16 protein-coding genes are annotated in these 16,540 nt (G+C 71.1%); 13 read left to right on the forward strand and 3 right to left on the reverse strand.

Features of this window, described 5'->3' with window-relative positions; all coding sequences use genetic code 11:
• Positions 1-41: 41 nt before the first annotated feature.
• The 9 genes from rsmA (at position 42) to ACEXQC_RS13370 (ending at position 10,099) form a co-directional block, all read left to right on the forward strand.
• Positions 42-932: a 16S rRNA (adenine(1518)-N(6)/adenine(1519)-N(6))-dimethyltransferase RsmA gene (rsmA, locus tag ACEXQC_RS13330; RefSeq protein WP_374823658.1), complete on the forward strand. Its 891-nt coding sequence runs from the start codon at positions 42-44 to the stop codon at positions 930-932.
• A 72-nt stretch (positions 933-1,004) separates the two neighbouring features.
• Positions 1,005-2,027 carry a cell wall-binding repeat-containing protein gene (locus tag ACEXQC_RS13335; RefSeq protein ID WP_374823043.1) on the forward strand — a complete coding sequence of 341 codons (1,023 nt, stop codon included), beginning with the start codon at positions 1,005-1,007 and terminating at the stop codon, positions 2,025-2,027.
• Between the two features lie 86 nt (positions 2,028-2,113).
• On the forward strand, positions 2,114-3,148 hold the full coding sequence (locus tag ACEXQC_RS13340) for a cell wall-binding repeat-containing protein (protein ID WP_374823045.1): 1,035 nt from the start codon (positions 2,114-2,116) through the stop codon (positions 3,146-3,148).
• A 170-nt stretch (positions 3,149-3,318) separates the two neighbouring features.
• Positions 3,319-4,365, forward strand: coding sequence for a BMP family ABC transporter substrate-binding protein (locus ACEXQC_RS13345; protein WP_374823048.1), 1,047 nt, complete (start codon positions 3,319-3,321; stop codon positions 4,363-4,365).
• On the forward strand, positions 4,362-6,026 hold the full coding sequence (locus ACEXQC_RS13350) for an ABC transporter ATP-binding protein (protein WP_374823051.1): 1,665 nt from the start codon (positions 4,362-4,364) through the stop codon (positions 6,024-6,026). Before ACEXQC_RS13345 ends, ACEXQC_RS13350 begins: the two co-directional genes overlap by 4 nt.
• Positions 6,023-7,201, forward strand: a complete 1,179-nt coding sequence (locus ACEXQC_RS13355) for an ABC transporter permease subunit (protein ID WP_374823054.1) — start codon at positions 6,023-6,025, stop codon at positions 7,199-7,201. Before ACEXQC_RS13350 ends, ACEXQC_RS13355 begins: the two co-directional genes overlap by 4 nt.
• Entirely contained in the window at positions 7,201-8,100 is a 900-nt protein-coding gene (locus tag ACEXQC_RS13360) for an ABC transporter permease (protein WP_374823056.1), read from the forward strand. Before ACEXQC_RS13355 ends, ACEXQC_RS13360 begins: the two co-directional genes overlap by 1 nt.
• Complete coding sequence (locus ACEXQC_RS13365; RefSeq protein ID WP_374823059.1) at positions 8,097-9,128, forward strand: nucleoside hydrolase; 1,032 nt, start codon at positions 8,097-8,099, stop codon at positions 9,126-9,128. Before ACEXQC_RS13360 ends, ACEXQC_RS13365 begins: the two co-directional genes overlap by 4 nt.
• A gap of 35 nt (positions 9,129-9,163) precedes the next feature.
• Positions 9,164-10,099 (forward strand): 4-(cytidine 5'-diphospho)-2-C-methyl-D-erythritol kinase, encoded by a 936-nt coding sequence (locus ACEXQC_RS13370; protein WP_374823061.1) that lies wholly within the window; start codon positions 9,164-9,166, stop codon positions 10,097-10,099.
• On the opposite strand, the gene ACEXQC_RS13375 is transcribed toward ACEXQC_RS13370, so the two are convergent.
• Complete coding sequence (locus ACEXQC_RS13375; RefSeq protein ID WP_374823064.1) at positions 10,096-10,635, reverse strand: adenine phosphoribosyltransferase; 540 nt, start codon at positions 10,633-10,635, stop codon at positions 10,096-10,098. The genes ACEXQC_RS13370 and ACEXQC_RS13375 overlap by 4 nt on opposite strands.
• Positions 10,636-10,758: 123 nt before the next feature.
• Here ACEXQC_RS13375 and ACEXQC_RS13380 point away from each other — a divergent pair, with 123 nt between their 5' ends.
• The 3 genes from ACEXQC_RS13380 to ACEXQC_RS13390 are packed head-to-tail and all read left to right on the forward strand — an operon-like array spanning position 10,759 to position 13,170.
• Positions 10,759-11,184, forward strand: a complete 426-nt coding sequence (locus ACEXQC_RS13380) for a YciI family protein (protein WP_374823067.1) — start codon at positions 10,759-10,761, stop codon at positions 11,182-11,184.
• On the forward strand, positions 11,181-12,509 hold the full coding sequence (locus ACEXQC_RS13385) for an RNA polymerase sigma factor (protein ID WP_374823070.1): 1,329 nt from the start codon (positions 11,181-11,183) through the stop codon (positions 12,507-12,509). Before ACEXQC_RS13380 ends, ACEXQC_RS13385 begins: the two co-directional genes overlap by 4 nt.
• Positions 12,510-12,540: 31 nt before the next feature.
• Entirely contained in the window at positions 12,541-13,170 is a 630-nt protein-coding gene (locus ACEXQC_RS13390; protein ID WP_374823073.1) for a Pr6Pr family membrane protein, read from the forward strand.
• Between the two features lie 13 nt (positions 13,171-13,183).
• On the opposite strand, the gene ACEXQC_RS13395 is transcribed toward ACEXQC_RS13390, so the two are convergent.
• Positions 13,184-14,065, reverse strand: coding sequence for a spermidine synthase (locus ACEXQC_RS13395; RefSeq protein ID WP_374823076.1), 882 nt, complete (start codon positions 14,063-14,065; stop codon positions 13,184-13,186).
• 70 nt (positions 14,066-14,135) lie between these two features.
• Between ACEXQC_RS13395 and ACEXQC_RS13400 the strand changes: the two genes are divergently transcribed.
• Positions 14,136-15,992, forward strand: coding sequence for an ABC-F family ATP-binding cassette domain-containing protein (locus ACEXQC_RS13400; protein ID WP_374823079.1), 1,857 nt, complete (start codon positions 14,136-14,138; stop codon positions 15,990-15,992).
• Here the strand turns inward: ACEXQC_RS13400 and ACEXQC_RS13405 are convergent.
• The gene (locus ACEXQC_RS13405) at positions 15,989-16,489 is read right to left on the reverse strand and encodes a MarR family winged helix-turn-helix transcriptional regulator (RefSeq protein ID WP_374823082.1); all 501 of its coding nucleotides are present in this window, start codon (positions 16,487-16,489) and stop codon (positions 15,989-15,991) included. The two genes, ACEXQC_RS13400 and ACEXQC_RS13405, sit on opposite strands and share 4 nt — an antisense overlap.
• Positions 16,490-16,540 lie beyond the last annotated feature (51 nt).

Raw genomic sequence — 16,540 nt, forward strand, 5'->3', positions numbered from 1 at the left:
CTTCCTCCGAGGGCGGCGCGCCGGATGCGTCGGTGAGCGGCGTGCCCGATCCGTCGGAGAGCGATGCCCCGGATGCGTCGGTGTCGCTGCTCGGTCCGGCCGAGATCCGCGACCTCGCCGGCCTGCTCGACCTCACGCCCACCAAGAAGCTCGGCCAGAACTTCGTGATCGACGCCAACACCGTGCGCAAGATCGTGCGGGTGGCGAAGGTCGAGGCGGGCGACGTGGTGGTCGAGGTGGGCCCAGGTCTCGGGTCGCTCACACTCGGGCTGCTCGAGGCGGGGGCCGCCGTGGTGGCCGTGGAGATCGACCACCGGCTGGCCGAGCAGCTGCCGGTCACGGTGTCGCAGCTCGCCCCGTCTGCCCAGCTCACGGTCATCCGCGACGACGCGCTGCGCATCCGCTCGCTGCCCGACGAGCCCTCGCGGCTGGTCGCCAACCTGCCCTACAACGTGTCGGTGCCCGTGCTGCTGCACCTCCTCGAGCACTTCCCGTCGATCCGCTCGGGGGTGGTGATGGTGCAGGCCGAGGTCGGGCACCGGCTCGCGGCGGATCCGGGTTCGAAGGTCTACGGATCGCCGTCGGTGAAGGCCGCCTGGTACGGCGACTGGCGCACGGCGGGCACCGTGAGCAGGCAGGTGTTCTGGCCGGTCCCCAACGTGGACTCGGTGCTCGTGGGCTTCGAGCGCGTGGGCTCGGGCCTCGACACCGAGGAGCTGCGTGTGCGCACCTTCGAGATCGTCGACGCCGCGTTCGGCCAGCGCCGCAAGATGCTGCGCCAGGCCCTCTCGGAGCTCTTCGGCACATCCGCCGCCGCCACCGCGGTGCTCGAGGCGGCAGGAGTCGCTCCGACGGCCCGAGGCGAGTCCCTCACAGTCCACGACTTCCTCGCCATAGCCAAAGCCGCCCCCACCCCGCAACCCCCTGAGTAGCAACTACTCCTAACACCCCCGCCCCCATCGGCGAGTAGATGAATAATCATCTATTTCTATCGAGGGGGCTTCATGGTCCATTCACTGCTTCGTTCTCGTCCGGGCCGGGGTGCCGCGGTTGCTGCGGCGGCCGCACTCGCGCTCCTGGCATCGGTGCTCGCCGTGCCCACATCGGTGCTCGCCGCGGACGCCCCCGAGCGCATCGGGGGTGCCGACCGCTACGAGGTGTCCGCGCTCATCTCGCAGGAGACCTTCGACTCCGCCGTCGCCGTCGCCTACGTGGCCTCTGGCGCGGTGTTCGCCGATGCGCTCTCGGCGTCGGCTGTCGCCGGTTCCCGCCAGGCACCTGTGCTGCTCGTGTCGGCGACGGGCATCCCACCGGCCATCGCCACCGAGCTCACGCGACTGAAGCCCGCCCGCATCGTGGTGGTCGGCGGCGAGGCCACCGTGAGCGCCGAGACGCTCAAGGCGCTTGAGGCCTTCTCGCCCATCGTGGGGCGGGTGGCCGGCACGGACAGGTACGAGGTCTCCGCCCGCATCTCCGGAAGTGTGTTCGCTCCAGCCCGCCCCGTGGTCTTCGTGGCCTCCGGAGCGGTCTTCCCCGACGCGCTGTCGGGCTCTGCGGCGGCCGGTGCTCTCGGTGGCCCCGTGCTGCTCACCACCAAGGACTCGATCCCGCCGGTGGTGCTCACCGAACTGAACCGGTTGAAGCCGGAGAGGATCGTCGTGATGGGAGGCGAAGCCACCGTCTCCGAGACGGTCGTCAAGGCCCTCGCCGAGATCGCCCCCACGTCCCGTCGGGCGGGGGCCGACCGCTACGAGGTCTCCGCGCGGGCCGCCGCCGGATTCGTGACCGGTCTCGACACGGTCTACGTGGCCTCCGGCGCGGTCTTCGCCGATGCGCTGTCGGGCTCGGCCGCAGCCATTCTCGACAAAGCGCCGGTGCTGCTCGTGCAGCAGGACGGCATCCCCGACTCCGTCGCCGACGAGCTCGCCCGTCTGCGTCCCCAGCGCATCGTGGTGCTCGGTGGCCCGGCCACCGTCGGCGACGAGGTGCTCACCGAGCTCACGTCGTTCCTGCCGGGGCCGATGTGAACGCCGCCGCGGAGCGGATGATGCGCCGCTCGTCACACATTTCCGCCCCGAGACCCACTCACCCATCCACCGAAGGAGCTCCACCCATGTCCCAGTCGTCGTCTTTCGTGTTGCTTCGTCGTTCGTGGGGGCGGGGGGTTGGTGCCGCCGTTGCCGGTGCTGCTGTCGTCGCGTCGTTGCTGCTGGCGCCTAGTGCCGCTCAGGCGGCGAGCGAGCCTGAGCGGATCGGGGGTGCCGACCGGTACGCGGTGTCGGCGCTCGTATCGGAGCGGACCTTCGAACCGGGTGTGAACGTCGCGTACATCGCGTCGGGCACCGGGTTCGCCGATGCGCTCTCCGCCTCGGCCATGGCCGGACTCCAAGGGGGACCGGTGCTGCTGGTCTCGCCGTCCGGCATCCCCGCCGAGGTCGCGGCCGAACTCACCCGCCTGACTCCGCAGCGCATCGTCGTCGCGGGTGGCCCGGCCACCGTGAGCCCCGCCATCGTGGAGGCGCTCGGGGCCTATTCCAGCGATGTCGCGCGGGTCGGAGGCGAGGATCGCTACGCGGTCTCGGCGGGGCTCTCGAGCGACGTGCTCCGGGCGGGTCGGCCCGTGGTGTACATCGCCTCCGGAGCGGTCTTCCCCGACGCGCTCTCCGGGTCGGCGGCTGCAGGCGACGGTCTCGCGCCGGTGCTGCTGACCGCGAAGGACAGCATCCCCGACGTGGTGCTCGCGGAGATCAAGCGGCTGCGACCGCCGCGCATCGTGCTGCTGGGCGGGGAGGAGTCGGTCTCGAAGGCCGTCGAGGATCAGCTCGCCGAGTCGGCCGTCGTGACCCGCATCGCCGGCGCGGATCGCTACGCGGTCTCCGCCGGTGTCGCCGCGACGTTCAGCGGGGCCAGGACATCGGCGGTCTACGTCGCGTCGGGTGAGGTGTTCTCCGACGCCTTGTCCGGCTCCGCGGCCGCGATCGTCGATGATGCGCCGGTGCTGCTCGTCCGACGCGACGAGATCCCGATCGAGATCGCCGCCGAGCTCGGGCGGCTCAGTCCCGCGAGGGTCGTCGTGCTCGGCGGCACCGCCACCATCAGTGACGGCGTGCTCGAGCAGCTGAAGGCTTACATCCGCCAGCGCTCCTAGGCGCGCGGCAGCACCCCAGACGTGCGGCGTTGTGACGCCGTGTGTCGGGGTGCTTCCCCCTGGACAGGATGGGACGGCAGGTCTCGTTAGAATTGAGGGTCTGGCCGAGTGGCACCCCACGCGCCGCTCGCGACCGGACTCCACAGCAGACCTTCCGTAAGGGGACATCCATGTCGAACATCGCGCGCCGAGCCGGCGCCGCCGCACTCGCGGCCGGGCTCCTGGTATCCGTGGCCGCGTGCTCGAGCTCGGGCGGCGAGGGCGGCGACGCCGCGACCGACACCGAGAACTCGATCATCCTGATCACGCCCACGCCCATCGGCTCCAACAACTTCCTGCAGCTGGCCGCCGACGGCGCCGTGCAGGCCGGCGAGCAGTACGACGCCTCGGTCGACGTCTACGAGAGCGAAGACCCCACGAGCATCCAGCAGAACATCGACGCGGCCGTGCGCGAGCAGCCGAGCATCATCATCGGTGTCAGCTTCAGCGTGCTCGACCAGATCACCGCTGCCGCCGCCGACAACCCCGATCAGCAGTTCCTGCTCATCGACACCTCGGCCGAGGAGCCCACCGACAACCTCACCGCCGCGGTGTTCAAGGAGTACGAGGCCACCTACCTCACCGGCGTCGAGGCGGGCCTGCTGAGCCAGACCGGCAACGTCGGCGTGGTCGCCTCGCTCGACACCCCGTTCCTGCACCGCTGGGTCGACCCGTTCTTCGAGGGTGCGCAGAGCGTGAAGCCCGACGTGAAGACCGCCGTGCAGTACGTGGGCGGCGACAACCCGTTCGGCGACCAGGCTCGCTCGAAGGCCCAGGCGCAGATCCTCGCCGACGGCGGAGCCGACTACGTGCAGGCCGCAGCCTCCGGCGGCAACCTCGGCGTGTTCGAGGCCGCCTCCGAGACGGGCTTCAAGGCCTTCGGTGTCGACACCAACCAGTGCCTGGACTCGCCCGGCAATGTGGTCGACAACGCGATCAAGCGCGTCGACGTCGCACTCATCACCTCCGTCGGCGACATCCTCGACGGCGAGACGGGCGGCTTCACCGCCTACGGCCTCGCCGAGGGCGGCGTCGGCCTCACGGGTCTCGAGGAGGGCGTGGAGGACTCCGAGTGCCTCATCGCCGACCACCCCGACGTCATCACCCAGGTCGCCGCCATCCGCGACCAGATCATCTCCGGCGAGATCGTGGTCGCCGACCCGCTGACCGCCGGATGACCTCACCCGCTCCCACCGCCGTGACCGACGGCTCGGCGGCTCCGGCCGTCGAGCTCGTCGGGATCGGCAAGCGGTTCGGCGCCGTCGTGGCCAACGACGGCGTCGATCTCGTGCTGCGCCGCGGCACCGTGCACGCCGTGATGGGCGAGAACGGGGCCGGCAAGTCGACCCTCATGTCGATGCTGTTCGGGCTGCTGAAGCCCGACGAGGGCGAGATCCGTGTTGATGGCGCCGTCGTGCACTTCGACGGCCCCCTCGACGCGATCGCAGCGGGCCTCGGCATGGTGCACCAGCACTTCCGGCTGTTCGAATCGATGACCGTGGCCGACAACGTCGTGTACGGGGCGGAGCCCACGAAGGCGGGCCGCATCGACCGCCGTGCCGCGGCCGCCCGCGTGCGCGAACTGAGCGAGCGCTACGGACTCGAGACGGATCCCGCCGCCGTGGTCTCCACGCTCTCGGCGGGCGCCAGGCAGCGCGTCGAGATCCTCAAGGCCCTGCACCGCGACGCGCGCATCCTCATCCTCGACGAACCCACGGCCGTGCTCACCCCCAGCGAGGTCACCTCGCTCTTCGCCGTCATCAGACGGGCAGCGGATGCCGGCACCACGGTCGTGCTCGTCACCCACAAGATCCACGAGGTGCTCTCGGTGAGCGACGAGGTCACCGTGCTCCGCGACGGCAGGGTGACGGGCCGCTTCATGACCTCCGAGGCCACGAGCGCCTCGCTCGTGCACGCAATGACCGGGCGCGAGATCGACGAGGTGCGGAACCCCGGCACGGGCACGCCCGGCGACGTCGTGCTCGAGGTGGCGGGGCTCACCGTCGGCGACCCCAAGCATCCGGCGGTCGAGGATGTCTCGCTCGCGGTGCGCCGCGGCGAGATCGTGGGCATCGCAGGGGTCTCGGGCAACGGCCAGCACGAGCTCGTGGCCGCGGTGCTCGGCACCGTGCAGCCCGCCTCGGGCCAGGTGCGCCTGCTCGGCGAGGAGGTGACGCGCCGCTCGGTGCGCGACCGCCGTGCCGCGGGCCTCGCCGTCATCCCGGAGGACCGCAGGGGCGAAGGCTCCGCCGTGACCCTCTCGGTCGCCGAGAACGTGACCCTCGGCCACCACCGCAGCGCGCCCATCGGCGCCTCGAAGGGCCTCCGCCGCGGCTGGATGTCGATCAGGGCGGAACGCGCCCGCGCCCGCGAGCTCATCGCCGACTACGACGTGCGCACCTCGGGCGAGCAGCAGCCCATCGGCTCGCTCTCCGGAGGCAACGCGCAGAAGGTCGTGATCGCGCGCGAGCTCTCGCACGGCGCTCCCGTGCTCATCGCCGAGCAGCCCACGCAGGGCGTCGACGTCGGCGCGATCGAGTCCATCCACCAGCGCCTGCTCGACTACCGCGCGGGCGGGGGAGCGGTGCTGCTCGTCTCGCACGAGATCAGCGAGCTGCTCGCCCTCGCCGACCGCGTACTCGTGATGTACTCGGGCCGTGTGGTGGCGGAGTTCACCGCCGCCGAGGCCACCACCGCCCGCATCGGAGCTGCCATGGCGGGTGCGGCCGAGGAGCTGCCGGACAGTTCGCCGAACGCCGGCCCGCAGGTGTCCGACCCGCTGCACTCCGACCCCACCGACCCCACGACGTCCGAGCCCGGAACGGACCGCACCTCATGAGCGCCCCCGAGACACCCGAGAACACCGGGTCGCAGAACACCGGGTCGCAGAACACCGGGTCGCAGAACGCCGGGTCGCAGAACGCAGGGTCCCCGGGCACCGCGCAGCCCGCCAAGACACCCGGTCGCGGCTCGCGCCTCCTCCGTGCCGCCCTGCGCCACCCCGCCGTCGTTCCGATCGGCGCCGTCGTGCTCGCCCTCCTCATCGGCGCCGTCATCATCGCGGCCGCAGGCCTCGATCCGCTCACCGCCTACGTCGCCGTGCTCGAGGGCGCCCTCGATCCGCGTCAGCTCGACTACACCTTCTCGGTCTGGGGCTTCATCTGCGGCATGGCGCTCGCGGCGGCCATTCCGCTGCGCATGGGCGAGTTCAACCTCGGCGGCAACGGCCAGCTCGTGCTCGGCGGCCTCACCGCCGCGTGGGTCGCGCTCAACGTGCCGCTGCCCGGCATCCTGCTCGTGCCTCTCGCCGTGATCGCCGCCGCCGTCGTGGCGGGTGCCTTCGGTGCGGTATCGGCGCCGCTCGCCACACGCTTCGGCATCCCCATCATCATCTCCACGCTGCTGCTCTCGCCCATCGCGGTGGCCGTCGCCTCCTACCTGCTGCGCTTCCAGATCGGCGAGGCGGGATCAGCGGTGGCACAGACCCCGCGACTGCCCGAGGCGGGGCGCATGTGGGCGCTCGGCGACCTGTCGTACTCGAACGCGGGACTGCTCATCATCATCGCCATGATGGTCGCCTTCTACGTGGTCGACTCCCGCACGGCCGTGGGCTTCGAGCTGCGCGTGGTGGGCGCCAACCGCCGCTTCGGAGCCTACGGAGGGGTGCGCGTGGGCCGGCTCGCCTTCGGGGCCATGGCCGCCGCGGGCGCCGCAGCCGGCATCATCGGGGCCATCATCGTGATGTCGTCGCCGTACCGCCTCATCGACGGCGCGCTCATCTCTCCCGGCTACACCTTCGCGGGCCTCGCGGCGGCGCTCCTCGCGGGCGGGCGCCCTGCCCTCATCCCGGTCACCGCCATCCTGTTCACGGTGCTGCAGGTGGGAGGCGCCGCCATGGAGCGCTCGGCCGACGTGCCGCGTCAGCTCTCCGACGTGCTGCAGGGCGTCGTGATCGTGGTGCTCGCCCTCCGCACCGTGCTCGACCAGCGCCGCACCGAACGGAGCTCCGCCTGATGCAGATCTTCGAGCTGAGCTTCGTGGCCGCCGTGCTGCTCGCCGCCACCCCCATCCTCTACGCCGCCCTCGCGGGAGCGATCTCGGCGCAGGTCGGCGTGTTCAACATCGCGCTCGAGGGGCAGATGCTGTGGGGCGCCTTCGCGGCGGTCGCGGGCAGCTACTACACCGGCAGCGCGTGGGGAGGCGTGCTCGTCGCGCTCCTCAGCACCGCGCTCTTCGCGGTCATCCTCGCCGTGGGCACCGCGCGCTGGAAGGCCGATCCGATCATCATCGCGATCGGCACCAACCTGCTCGCCCTCGGCCTCACCGGGTTCCTGCTGCGGGTGCTGTTCGACGTCTCGGGATCGTTCTCGCCGCGCGGTCTCGAGGGCCTGCCCAAGATGGCGTTCCTCGCGGATGTGCCGATCCTCGGCCCGATCTTCGCCGGTCAGACGCTGCTCGTGCCGCTCGCCTTCGTGGTGATCGCGGCGGTGGGCATCTGGCTCAAGTCGACACCCGCCGGTCTCCGCCTGCGCGGTGTGGGCGAGCATCCGGAGGCCGCCGCGAGCCTCGGCGTGAACGTCGCCTCGTACCAGACCTGGGCCACCATCGTGGGCGGTGCCCTGTGCGGCATCGCGGGCGCGCAGCTCGCCCTCGGCAACGTGACGGTCTTCACCGAGAACATGACGGCGGGGCGCGGCTGGATCGCGGTAGCCGCCGTGATGCTCGTGGCGGGCCGCCCGCTGTGGCTGCCGCTCGCGTGCCTCGGGTTCGGTGCCGCCGAGGCGCTCGGCTTCCGGCTGCAGGGCATCGGTGCCCCGCAGCAGCTCACCGACGCCGCGCCCTACGCCATCACCCTGCTCGTGCTCGTCCTCACGCGCATCCGCTACGCCAGCCAGAGAAAGGTCACCGCATGACCGACCCGCAGACCCCCGCCGCCGCCACTCGCGCCACCGGCCCCGCCGCATCCACCCCCGCCGACGACGGCATCCGCCACATCGTGCTCGACACCGACACGGGCATCGACGACGCCCTCGCGCTGCTCTACCTGGCCGGTCGCCCCGACGCCGAGATCTCGGCCATCACGAGCGTCTACGGCAACACCCCCGTGGAGTCGGCGCTCGAGAACATCGCGCGCGTGCTCAAGGTCGCCGGTCTCGAAGACACGCTCGTCGCCAAGGGCGCGGCGGGCCCCCTCAACGGCGAGCCGAGGATCGCGGCGCACGTGCACGGCGCCGACGGACTCGGCGACCTGTGGCCCGAGCGGCTCACCCCCAACAACCTCTCGCCGCTCAGCTCGGCCGAGCTGCTCGTGGAGCTCGGCCGCTCGCGCCCCGGCTACTACGACCTGCTGCCGATCGGACCGCTCACCAACCTCGGCCTCGCGCTGCAGATCGAGCCCGACCTGCTCACCCTCTACCGCTCCGTGGTCATCATGGGCGGATCGGGGCCGTTCCCGCCGCTCGGCACCGTGCAGATGGTCGACGCCAACATCCACAACGACTCCGATGCGGCCGCCCTCGTGTTCGCCGCGCCCCGCAGCGAACTCGTCATGGTGGGTGTGAACGTGACGGCCGGCACCATCGTGGACGAGCAGGCCGTGCAGGCGCTGCACCGTGCGGGCACCGAGTGGGGCACCTTCTCGGCGCAGGTGCTCGAGGCCTACATGGACTTCTACCAGGTCTCCTGGGGCCGTCGGGTCTCTCCCGCGCACGACGGCCTCGCGGCCGCCCTGCTGGTGCAGCCGGAGTGGATCACGAAGTCGGTGCGCGGCCCCGTCAACATCACCACCGACGGCTTCGCCACCCGCGCGCACCTCATGCAGACCGCGGAGGGACTGCCCGTGAGCTGGCCGACCGACGCAGCCCCCGACACCCTCGTGGTGCTCGACGTCGACCGCGAGGCGTTCCTCGCCGACTTCGTGCGGGTGCTCTCCGGGCGCTGAACGGAGCGCCTCGGCGCGTGGGATAAGTTGGGTCCATGACCACCAGGGGCCAGACGAAGACCGTGCACGTGCGGGCCCCCGGCAAGATCAACGTGTTCCTCAAGGTGGGCGCGGTGATGGACGACGGCTACCACGACGTGGCCACCGCCTACCAGGCCGTCTCGCTCTACGAAGACGTCTACGCCTCGCTCGCCGACGACTTCTCGGTGGAGTTCGGTGGGCACATCGACACCTCCGGTCTCGAGACCGACGGCTCGAACCTCGCCATCCGCGCCGCGAGGCTGCTGGCCCGCACCACGGGCTTCCGCGGCGGTGTGCACCTCAGGATCGAGAAGAACGTGCCCATCGCGGGCGGCATGGGCGGCGGATCGGCGGATGCTGCGGCCACGCTGCTCGCGTGCGACGCGCTGTGGGGCACCGAGATCGGCCGCGAGGAGCTCCTCGCACTGGCCTCGGGCCTCGGCGCCGACGTGCCGTTCGCGTTCACGGGCGGCACCGCGATCGGCACCGGTCGCGGCGACCAGCTGAGCCCCGCGCTCGCGAAGGGCCAGTTCCAGTGGGTGCTCGTGCTGCAGGAGCACGGGCTGTCGACCCCCGAGGTCTACCGCGAGCTCGACAGGCACCGCGAGCGTCACGCGCAGGACATCTTCCCCGCCCAGGGCCAGCCGCAGGTGGAGTCGGATGTGCTGCAGGCGCTCAGGGCCGGTGATCCGCACATGCTCGCCGAGTCTCTGCACAACGACCTCCAGGCGCCGTCGCTGCACCTCCACCCGGGTCTCGGCTCGGTGCTCGAGCTGGGCGAGGCGAACGGTGCGCTGGCCGGCATCGTCTCCGGATCCGGCCCCACGGTCGCGTTCCTGGCCGCGGATCTCGACGGGGCGCTCGAACTGCAGATCGCGCTGAGCGCGGCCCGCTACCACGTGGTGCGCGTCACGGGCCCGGTGGCGGGCGCCCGCATCGTCGGCGACTAGAACGTCAGCAGCGACTTCACCGGCGCGTCCGTCGACTGCGCGAGCACCCCGCGGCCGTCGAACTCGCCCGCGAGCTCGATGACCACGGCGACTCCCGCCACCACCCAGCCGGCGCGCTCCATGAGCCGCAGCGTGGCCGTGAGCGTGCCACCGGTGGCCAGCACGTCGTCGACGATCACCACGCGGGCACCCCGCGGCAGCGTGTCGGGGTGCACCTCGAGCGTGGCGGTGCCGTACTCGAGTTCGTAGCTCTCCGCGAGCACGTCGCCGGGGAGCTTGCCCGCCTTGCGCACCGCGAGCATCCCGATCCCGGCCGCCACAGCGGCGGCGGCGCCCAGCACGAAGCCGCGCGCCTCGACGCCCACCACCGCGTCGATCGGGCCGAAGCCCTCGAGCAGCTCCTCCGACACGGCGCGGAGTGCCGGCCCATCGGCGAACAGACCGGAGAGGTCGCGGAACAGGATCCCGGGGCTCGGGAAGTCGGGGGTCTCGGTGAGACGCGAGCGGATGAGAGCGGAGATCGGGGTTTCTGACACGGCCCAATCGTATTCGCCCGTGTTCACCGAAACTTTTCGGGCGCCCGTGTCGATTCCCGCCGTCGCCGTTCGACGACATAGTAGGAGGACGCAGAAGGCGGCCCCACGAACGAGGAGTTCCCCATGAAGTACATGCTGATCATGCGATCGACCGAAGACGCCAAGACCGCCTACGAGGACGCCGATTTCGAGCAGATCATCAACGCGATGGGCGCCTACAACGAGGCGATGATGAAGGCGGGTGTGCTGCTCGCGGGCGACGGCCTCGCCGACGACATGTCGAAGAACTTCGTGGTCGACTTCTCGGCCGAGACGCCCATCGTGACCGACGGCCCCTACGGCGAGACGCACGAGCTGTTCAGCGGCTTCTGGATGCTCGAGGTCTCGTCGAAGGAGGAGGCGGTGGAGTGGGCGACGAGGGCTCCGCTCGGCGCCGGCTCGAAGCTCGAGGTGCGCCGCGTCACCGAGATGAGCGACTTCGAGGGCTTCGAGGACAACGAGTTCCTGAAGAAGGAGGAGGGCTGGCGCGAGGAGCAGGCGAACCGGTGATCCCGGAGGGCGATCCCGCCGCCGCGCTCCGTCGTCGGCTCGACGCGGTGTGGCGGATCGACGGATCGCACGTGGTCGCCACACTCGCGCGCCTCACGGGCGACATCGGCCTCGCCGAGGATCTCGCCCAGGAGGCCGTGGTCGATGCGCTTCGCCAGTGGCCGGAGTCGGGCGTGCCGGAGAACCCGGCCGCCTGGCTCACGGCGGTGGCCAAGCGCAAGGCGATCGACGGCTGGCGACGCCGCGAACGCCTCGACGATCGCTACCGCCAGCTCGCGCACGACCTGGCCGACGACCTGACCCACGGTTCCGGGCCGGGCGGGCCGGGTGGGGTGAGCGGGCCGGGCGCCGACGAGCAGTGGCGCCCCATCGACGACGACGTGCTGCGGCTCGTCTTCACCGCCTGCCACCCCGTGCTCTCGCGCGAAGCGCAGGTGGCGCTCACGCTCAAGGTCGTGGGCGGGCTGACCACCGAGGAGATCGCCCGGCTCTTCCTCCTGCCCGTGGCCACGGTGCAGCAGCGCATCGTGCGCGCCAAGAAGACGCTCGCGGCGGCCGCCGTGCCCTTCGAGGTGCCCGAGCCGAGCGAGTGGCGCGCTCGCCTCGGCCCCGTGCTCGGCGTCGTCTACCTGATCTTCACCGAGGGCTACGCCGCCACCGCGGGGGATCGCTGGATGCGCCCCGAGCTCGCCCTCGAGGCCATCCGGCTCGGCCGTGTGCTCGAGGGGCTGCTGCCCAGGGAGCCCGAGATTCACGGGCTCGTGGCGCTCATGGAGTTCCAGGCCTCGCGCTTCGCCGCTCGCGTGCGCACCGACGGCACCCCCGTGCTCCTCGACGAGCAGGACCGCTCGCTCTGGGACCGCTCGCGCATCGCGAGAGCCCGCGCCGCCCTCGCCCGTGCCGACGGTCTGGGCCGCGGGCGGAGCAGTTACTCCCTGCAGGCGGCCATCGCCGAGTGCCACGCGATCGCTCCGAGTGTCGAGGCCACCGACTGGGAGCGCATCGTGCTGCTCTACGAAGCGCTCGGCCGGCTCGCCCCCAACCCGTTCGTGGAGCTCAACCGCGCGGTCGCCGTCTCGATGGCGACGCATCCGGCGGTGGGCCTCGAGATCGTCGACGAGCTCCGCCGGGGCGGCGCGCTCGCCGGCTCGCACCTCCTCCCGAGCGTGCGCGGCGAGCTGCTCTCGCGCCTGGGTCGCGCGGAGGAGGCGAGGGCGGAGTTCGAGGCCGCGGCCGCCCTCGCCCGCAACGACCGCGAGCGAGCGGTGCTCGAGGCGAAGGCGCGTGCGGCGGTCGACCCGAAAGCTGCCCCGCCACACCGCTGAGAGCTTCCCGCCCCTTCGCTAGAGTGGCGCCATGCGCAGAGTGTTCGGCATCATCCGCATCGTGGCGGCCGGCGTCATCATCGCCGCCATCGTGGCGCAGCTCGTGCACAGCATCGCCCTCGTGCCCGATGTGCCGCACTTCCTGGTGAACTTCTTCAGCTACTTCACCATCCTCTCCAACGCCCTCGCCGCCCTCGCGCTGCTGGTCGGCGCCTACTACTCGTTCACGGTGCGACGCGATCCGGCCTGGTACAACCTCGCGCTCGCCGCGATCGTGACCTACATGGCCACCACGGGTGTCGTCTACAACCTGCTCCTCCGCGGCATCGCGCTCGACCAGGGCAGCACGGTGCCGTGGTCGAACGAGGTGCTGCACCTCGTGGCGCCGATCTACATCGTCGTGGTGTGGATCCTCACGCCGGGCAAGTCGCCGCTGAAATGGTCGGCCGTCGGTTCGATCGTGGTCTTCCCGCTCGTCTGGGTCGTCTACACGATGATCCGCGGCCCGCTCGTGGGCTGGTACCCGTATCCGTTCCTGAATCCGGCGCAGCCGGGCGGCTACGGAGCGGTGGCGGTCTACGTGATCGCGATCGCCGGCTTCATCGGCATCATGGCGTGCGCGGTCGTGGCGCTCAGCCGCACGCGCCTCCTCCGCGCTTGAGCCGACGAGCCCTTCAGGCCCAGCGGGGATCGTCGGGGTCGGGGGAGTCGGTCGCGTCGGCGTCGGTCATGGGGGTGGCGCCGCCGATCCAGCGGGTGAGCTCGTCGCCGTGCAACAGGTGCGGGCGGGGCTCGCCCAGCAGCTCGGGGCGGGCGGCCACGGCGAGCGGTGCGTCGCTCCCCACCACCACGACGTTGCCGAGCGGCCCCTCGTCGTCCTCGGGCTCGAAGTCGAGCACCACCGCCACGTGCGCGAACAGGCTCGCGAGGGTGGCGGCCTGCCGCCTCGCGTAGTCGAACGGATGCCCGTCGAGCAGGTTGACGGCCATCACACCATCGGGGGCCGACCGCGCGGCCACCAGTGCATAGAACTCGCGGCTGGCCACGTGCGCGCGGATGATGGCCGCGTCCCACAGATCCACCACCGTGAACGCCGCATCACTCCAGGAGCCGTCGGGATCGGAGCCGTCCGGATCGACGGATGCCTCCACCGGCACCTCCGCAAGAGCCCGCGCGTCGCCGTACAGCAACCGGATGCCGCTCTCCTCAGGCAGCGGCAGGGCCTCGAGCACGGCCTCGCACACCTCGCGCTCGAACTCCACCACGACCTGCGCCGAGCCCGGCCGGGTCGCTGCGACGTAGCGGGGCAGCGTCAACCCGCCCGCACCGAGATGCACCGCACGGAGGGGCTCACCGGCCGGCGCGGCCGCGTCGATCATGCGCGCGATGTGCCGCACGTACGGGTAGGCGAGCCGGCGCGGATCCGCGAGCGACACGACCGACTGCGCCACTCCGCCCACCGAGAGCTCGAAGCTGCGGCTCGCCTTCTCCACCTGCTTGAGCTTCACCTTGCGGCGATTGATCCTGAGCGAGAACGACCGGCGATCCGAGGGCACCCGCACAGTGTACGCGGGCCGGGACACCCGGTCGGGCGGCCGCCCAGCCGAGGCACGGTACCCTCGATGGGTGGCTCATCTTCTGGGCGCTGAGGCGCTCCATCTCGAATATCCGACCAGAGTCATCTTCGATTCCGTGACCATCGGCATCAACGAGGGCGATCGCATCGGCATCGTCGGCCGCAACGGCGACGGCAAGTCGACCCTGCTCTCGCTGCTCTCCGGCCGCATCGAACCCGACGGCGGTCGCGTCACGCGCCGCCGCGGCGTGACGCTCGGCATGCTCGACCAGGCCGACACCGTCGACTCCTCGCAGACCGTGGCCCAGGCCGTCGTGGGCGACCTCGACGAGCACGAGTGGGCGGGTGATGCCAAGGTGCGCGACGTCATCGGCGGCCTCCTCGGCGACGTCGACTGGAACGCCCTCATCGGCACCCTCTCCGGTGGCCAGCGCCGCCGGGTGGCGCTCGCCGCGCTCCTCGTGGGCGATTGGGACGTCGTCTTCCTCGACGAGCCCACCAACCACCTCGACGTCGAGGGGATCGCCTGGCTCGCCCAGCACCTCAAGCGCCGCTGGCCGGCCGGCTCGGGCGGCCTCGCGGTCGTCACGCACGACAGGTGGTTCCTCGACGAGGTCTCCACCGACACCTGGGAGGTGCACGACCGCCTCATCGAGCCCTTCGAGGGCGGCTACGCGGCGTACATCCTGCAGCGCGTCGAGCGCGACCGCATGGCGAGCACGATGGAGTCGAAGCGCCAGAACCTCATGAAGAAGGAGCTCGCGTGGCTCCGCCGCGGAGCCCCCGCCCGCACCTCGAAGCCCAAGTTCCGCATGGATGCGGCGGCCGAGCTCATCGCCGACGAGCCGCCCGTGCGCGACACCGTCTCGCTCACTCAGATGGCCACCGCGCGCCTCGGCAAAGACGTGGTCGACATCCTCGACGTCTCGGTGTCGTTCGGCGACAAGCTCGTGCTCGAAGACGTCGAGTGGCGCATCGCGCCCGGCGAGCGCACGGGCATCCTGGGTGTCAACGGTGCGGGGAAGTCCACACTGCTGGGGCTCGTGACGGGTGCCGTCGAGGCCACGACCGGTCGTGTCAAGCGCGGCAAGACCGTCAAGATCGCCACGCTCACGCAGCAGCTCGCCGAGCTCGAAGACGTCAAGAACGATCGTGTGAGCGATGTCATCGGCCGCTACCGCACCTCCTACGTGGCGGGCGGCAAGGAGCTCACCCCCGGTCAGCTGCTCGAGCGCCTCGGCTTCACGAGCGCCCAGCTGATGACCCCGGTCAAGGATCTCTCGGGTGGCCAGAAGCGCCGCCTGCAGCTGCTGCTCATCCTGCTCGACGAGCCCAACGTGCTCATCCTCGACGAGCCCACGAACGACCTCGACACCGACATGCTCGCCGCCCTCGAGGATCTGCTCGACTCGTTCCCGGGCACGCTCCTCGTGGTGAGCCACGACAGGTATCTGCTCGAGCGCGTCACCGATCAGCAGTACGCCGTTCTGGACCACAAGTTCCGGCACCTGCCCGGTGGCCTCGAGCAGTACCTCACTCTGCGCAAGCAGGGAGCGGGCTCCGCGGATGCGCGAGCGCGCGATCGCGGACCGGGCGGCACCTCGTCGAGCCTGCCGTCGGCCGGTTCGGCGTCGGGGTCGGATGCCGCCGCGGGTGCGACCACGTCCTCCGGGGCTCCTGCCCTCCAGGGTGCCGAGCTGCGCACCGCGGAGAAGGAGCGCTCCTCGCTCGAGCGCAAGATCAACAAGCTCACGGGCCAGATCGACAAGCTGCACCACCGCATCGCCGAGTTCGATCAGGGCGACTACGTGGGGCTCGGCGAGCTCACGGCCGAGCTGCAGACCCTCCAGGCGCAGATCACCGAGCACGAGACCCGCTGGCTGGAGCTCTCGGAGCTGCTCGACTAAGCCATTTCAATGGCAAGGCGACGCAGGAGTGCCGCGAGGCGCTCCTGGTCGGCCTTGTTGAGCCCGGAGAGCAGCTCGGACTCGGCGGCCACGAGGTGCGAGATCGCCGCATCCACCCGATCCCGCCCCTCGACGGTCATCGAGACGAGCACGCCGCGCCCATCGTTGGGATCGGTGCGGCGCTCCACGAGGCCGCGGCGCACCATGCCGTCGATGCGGTTGGTCATGGTGCCGCTCGACACGTAGGTCTGCTCGAGCAGCGCCTTGGGGCTCAGCTCGTGCGTGCCCCCCGCGCGCCGGAGCGCCGCGAGCACGTCGAACTCCCACGTCTCGAGGTCGGCGGTGGCGAACGAGGCCCGTCGTGTCTTCTCGAGCTGCTTCGCCAGGCGCGAGACCCGCGAGAGCACCTTGAGCGGCGAGAAGTCCAGATCGGGGTGCTCGCGCATCCACGCGTCGACGATCTCGTCGACCGTGTCGCGCGGCTCGCCTCTGCTCATCCCCCCATTATCCCCAGCCCGGGTCTGGCAGACTGGACCATTGCGTCGCGA

Source organism: Herbiconiux liukaitaii (assembly GCF_041927495.1).
Lineage (GTDB): Bacteria > Actinomycetota > Actinomycetes > Actinomycetales > Microbacteriaceae > Herbiconiux > Herbiconiux liukaitaii.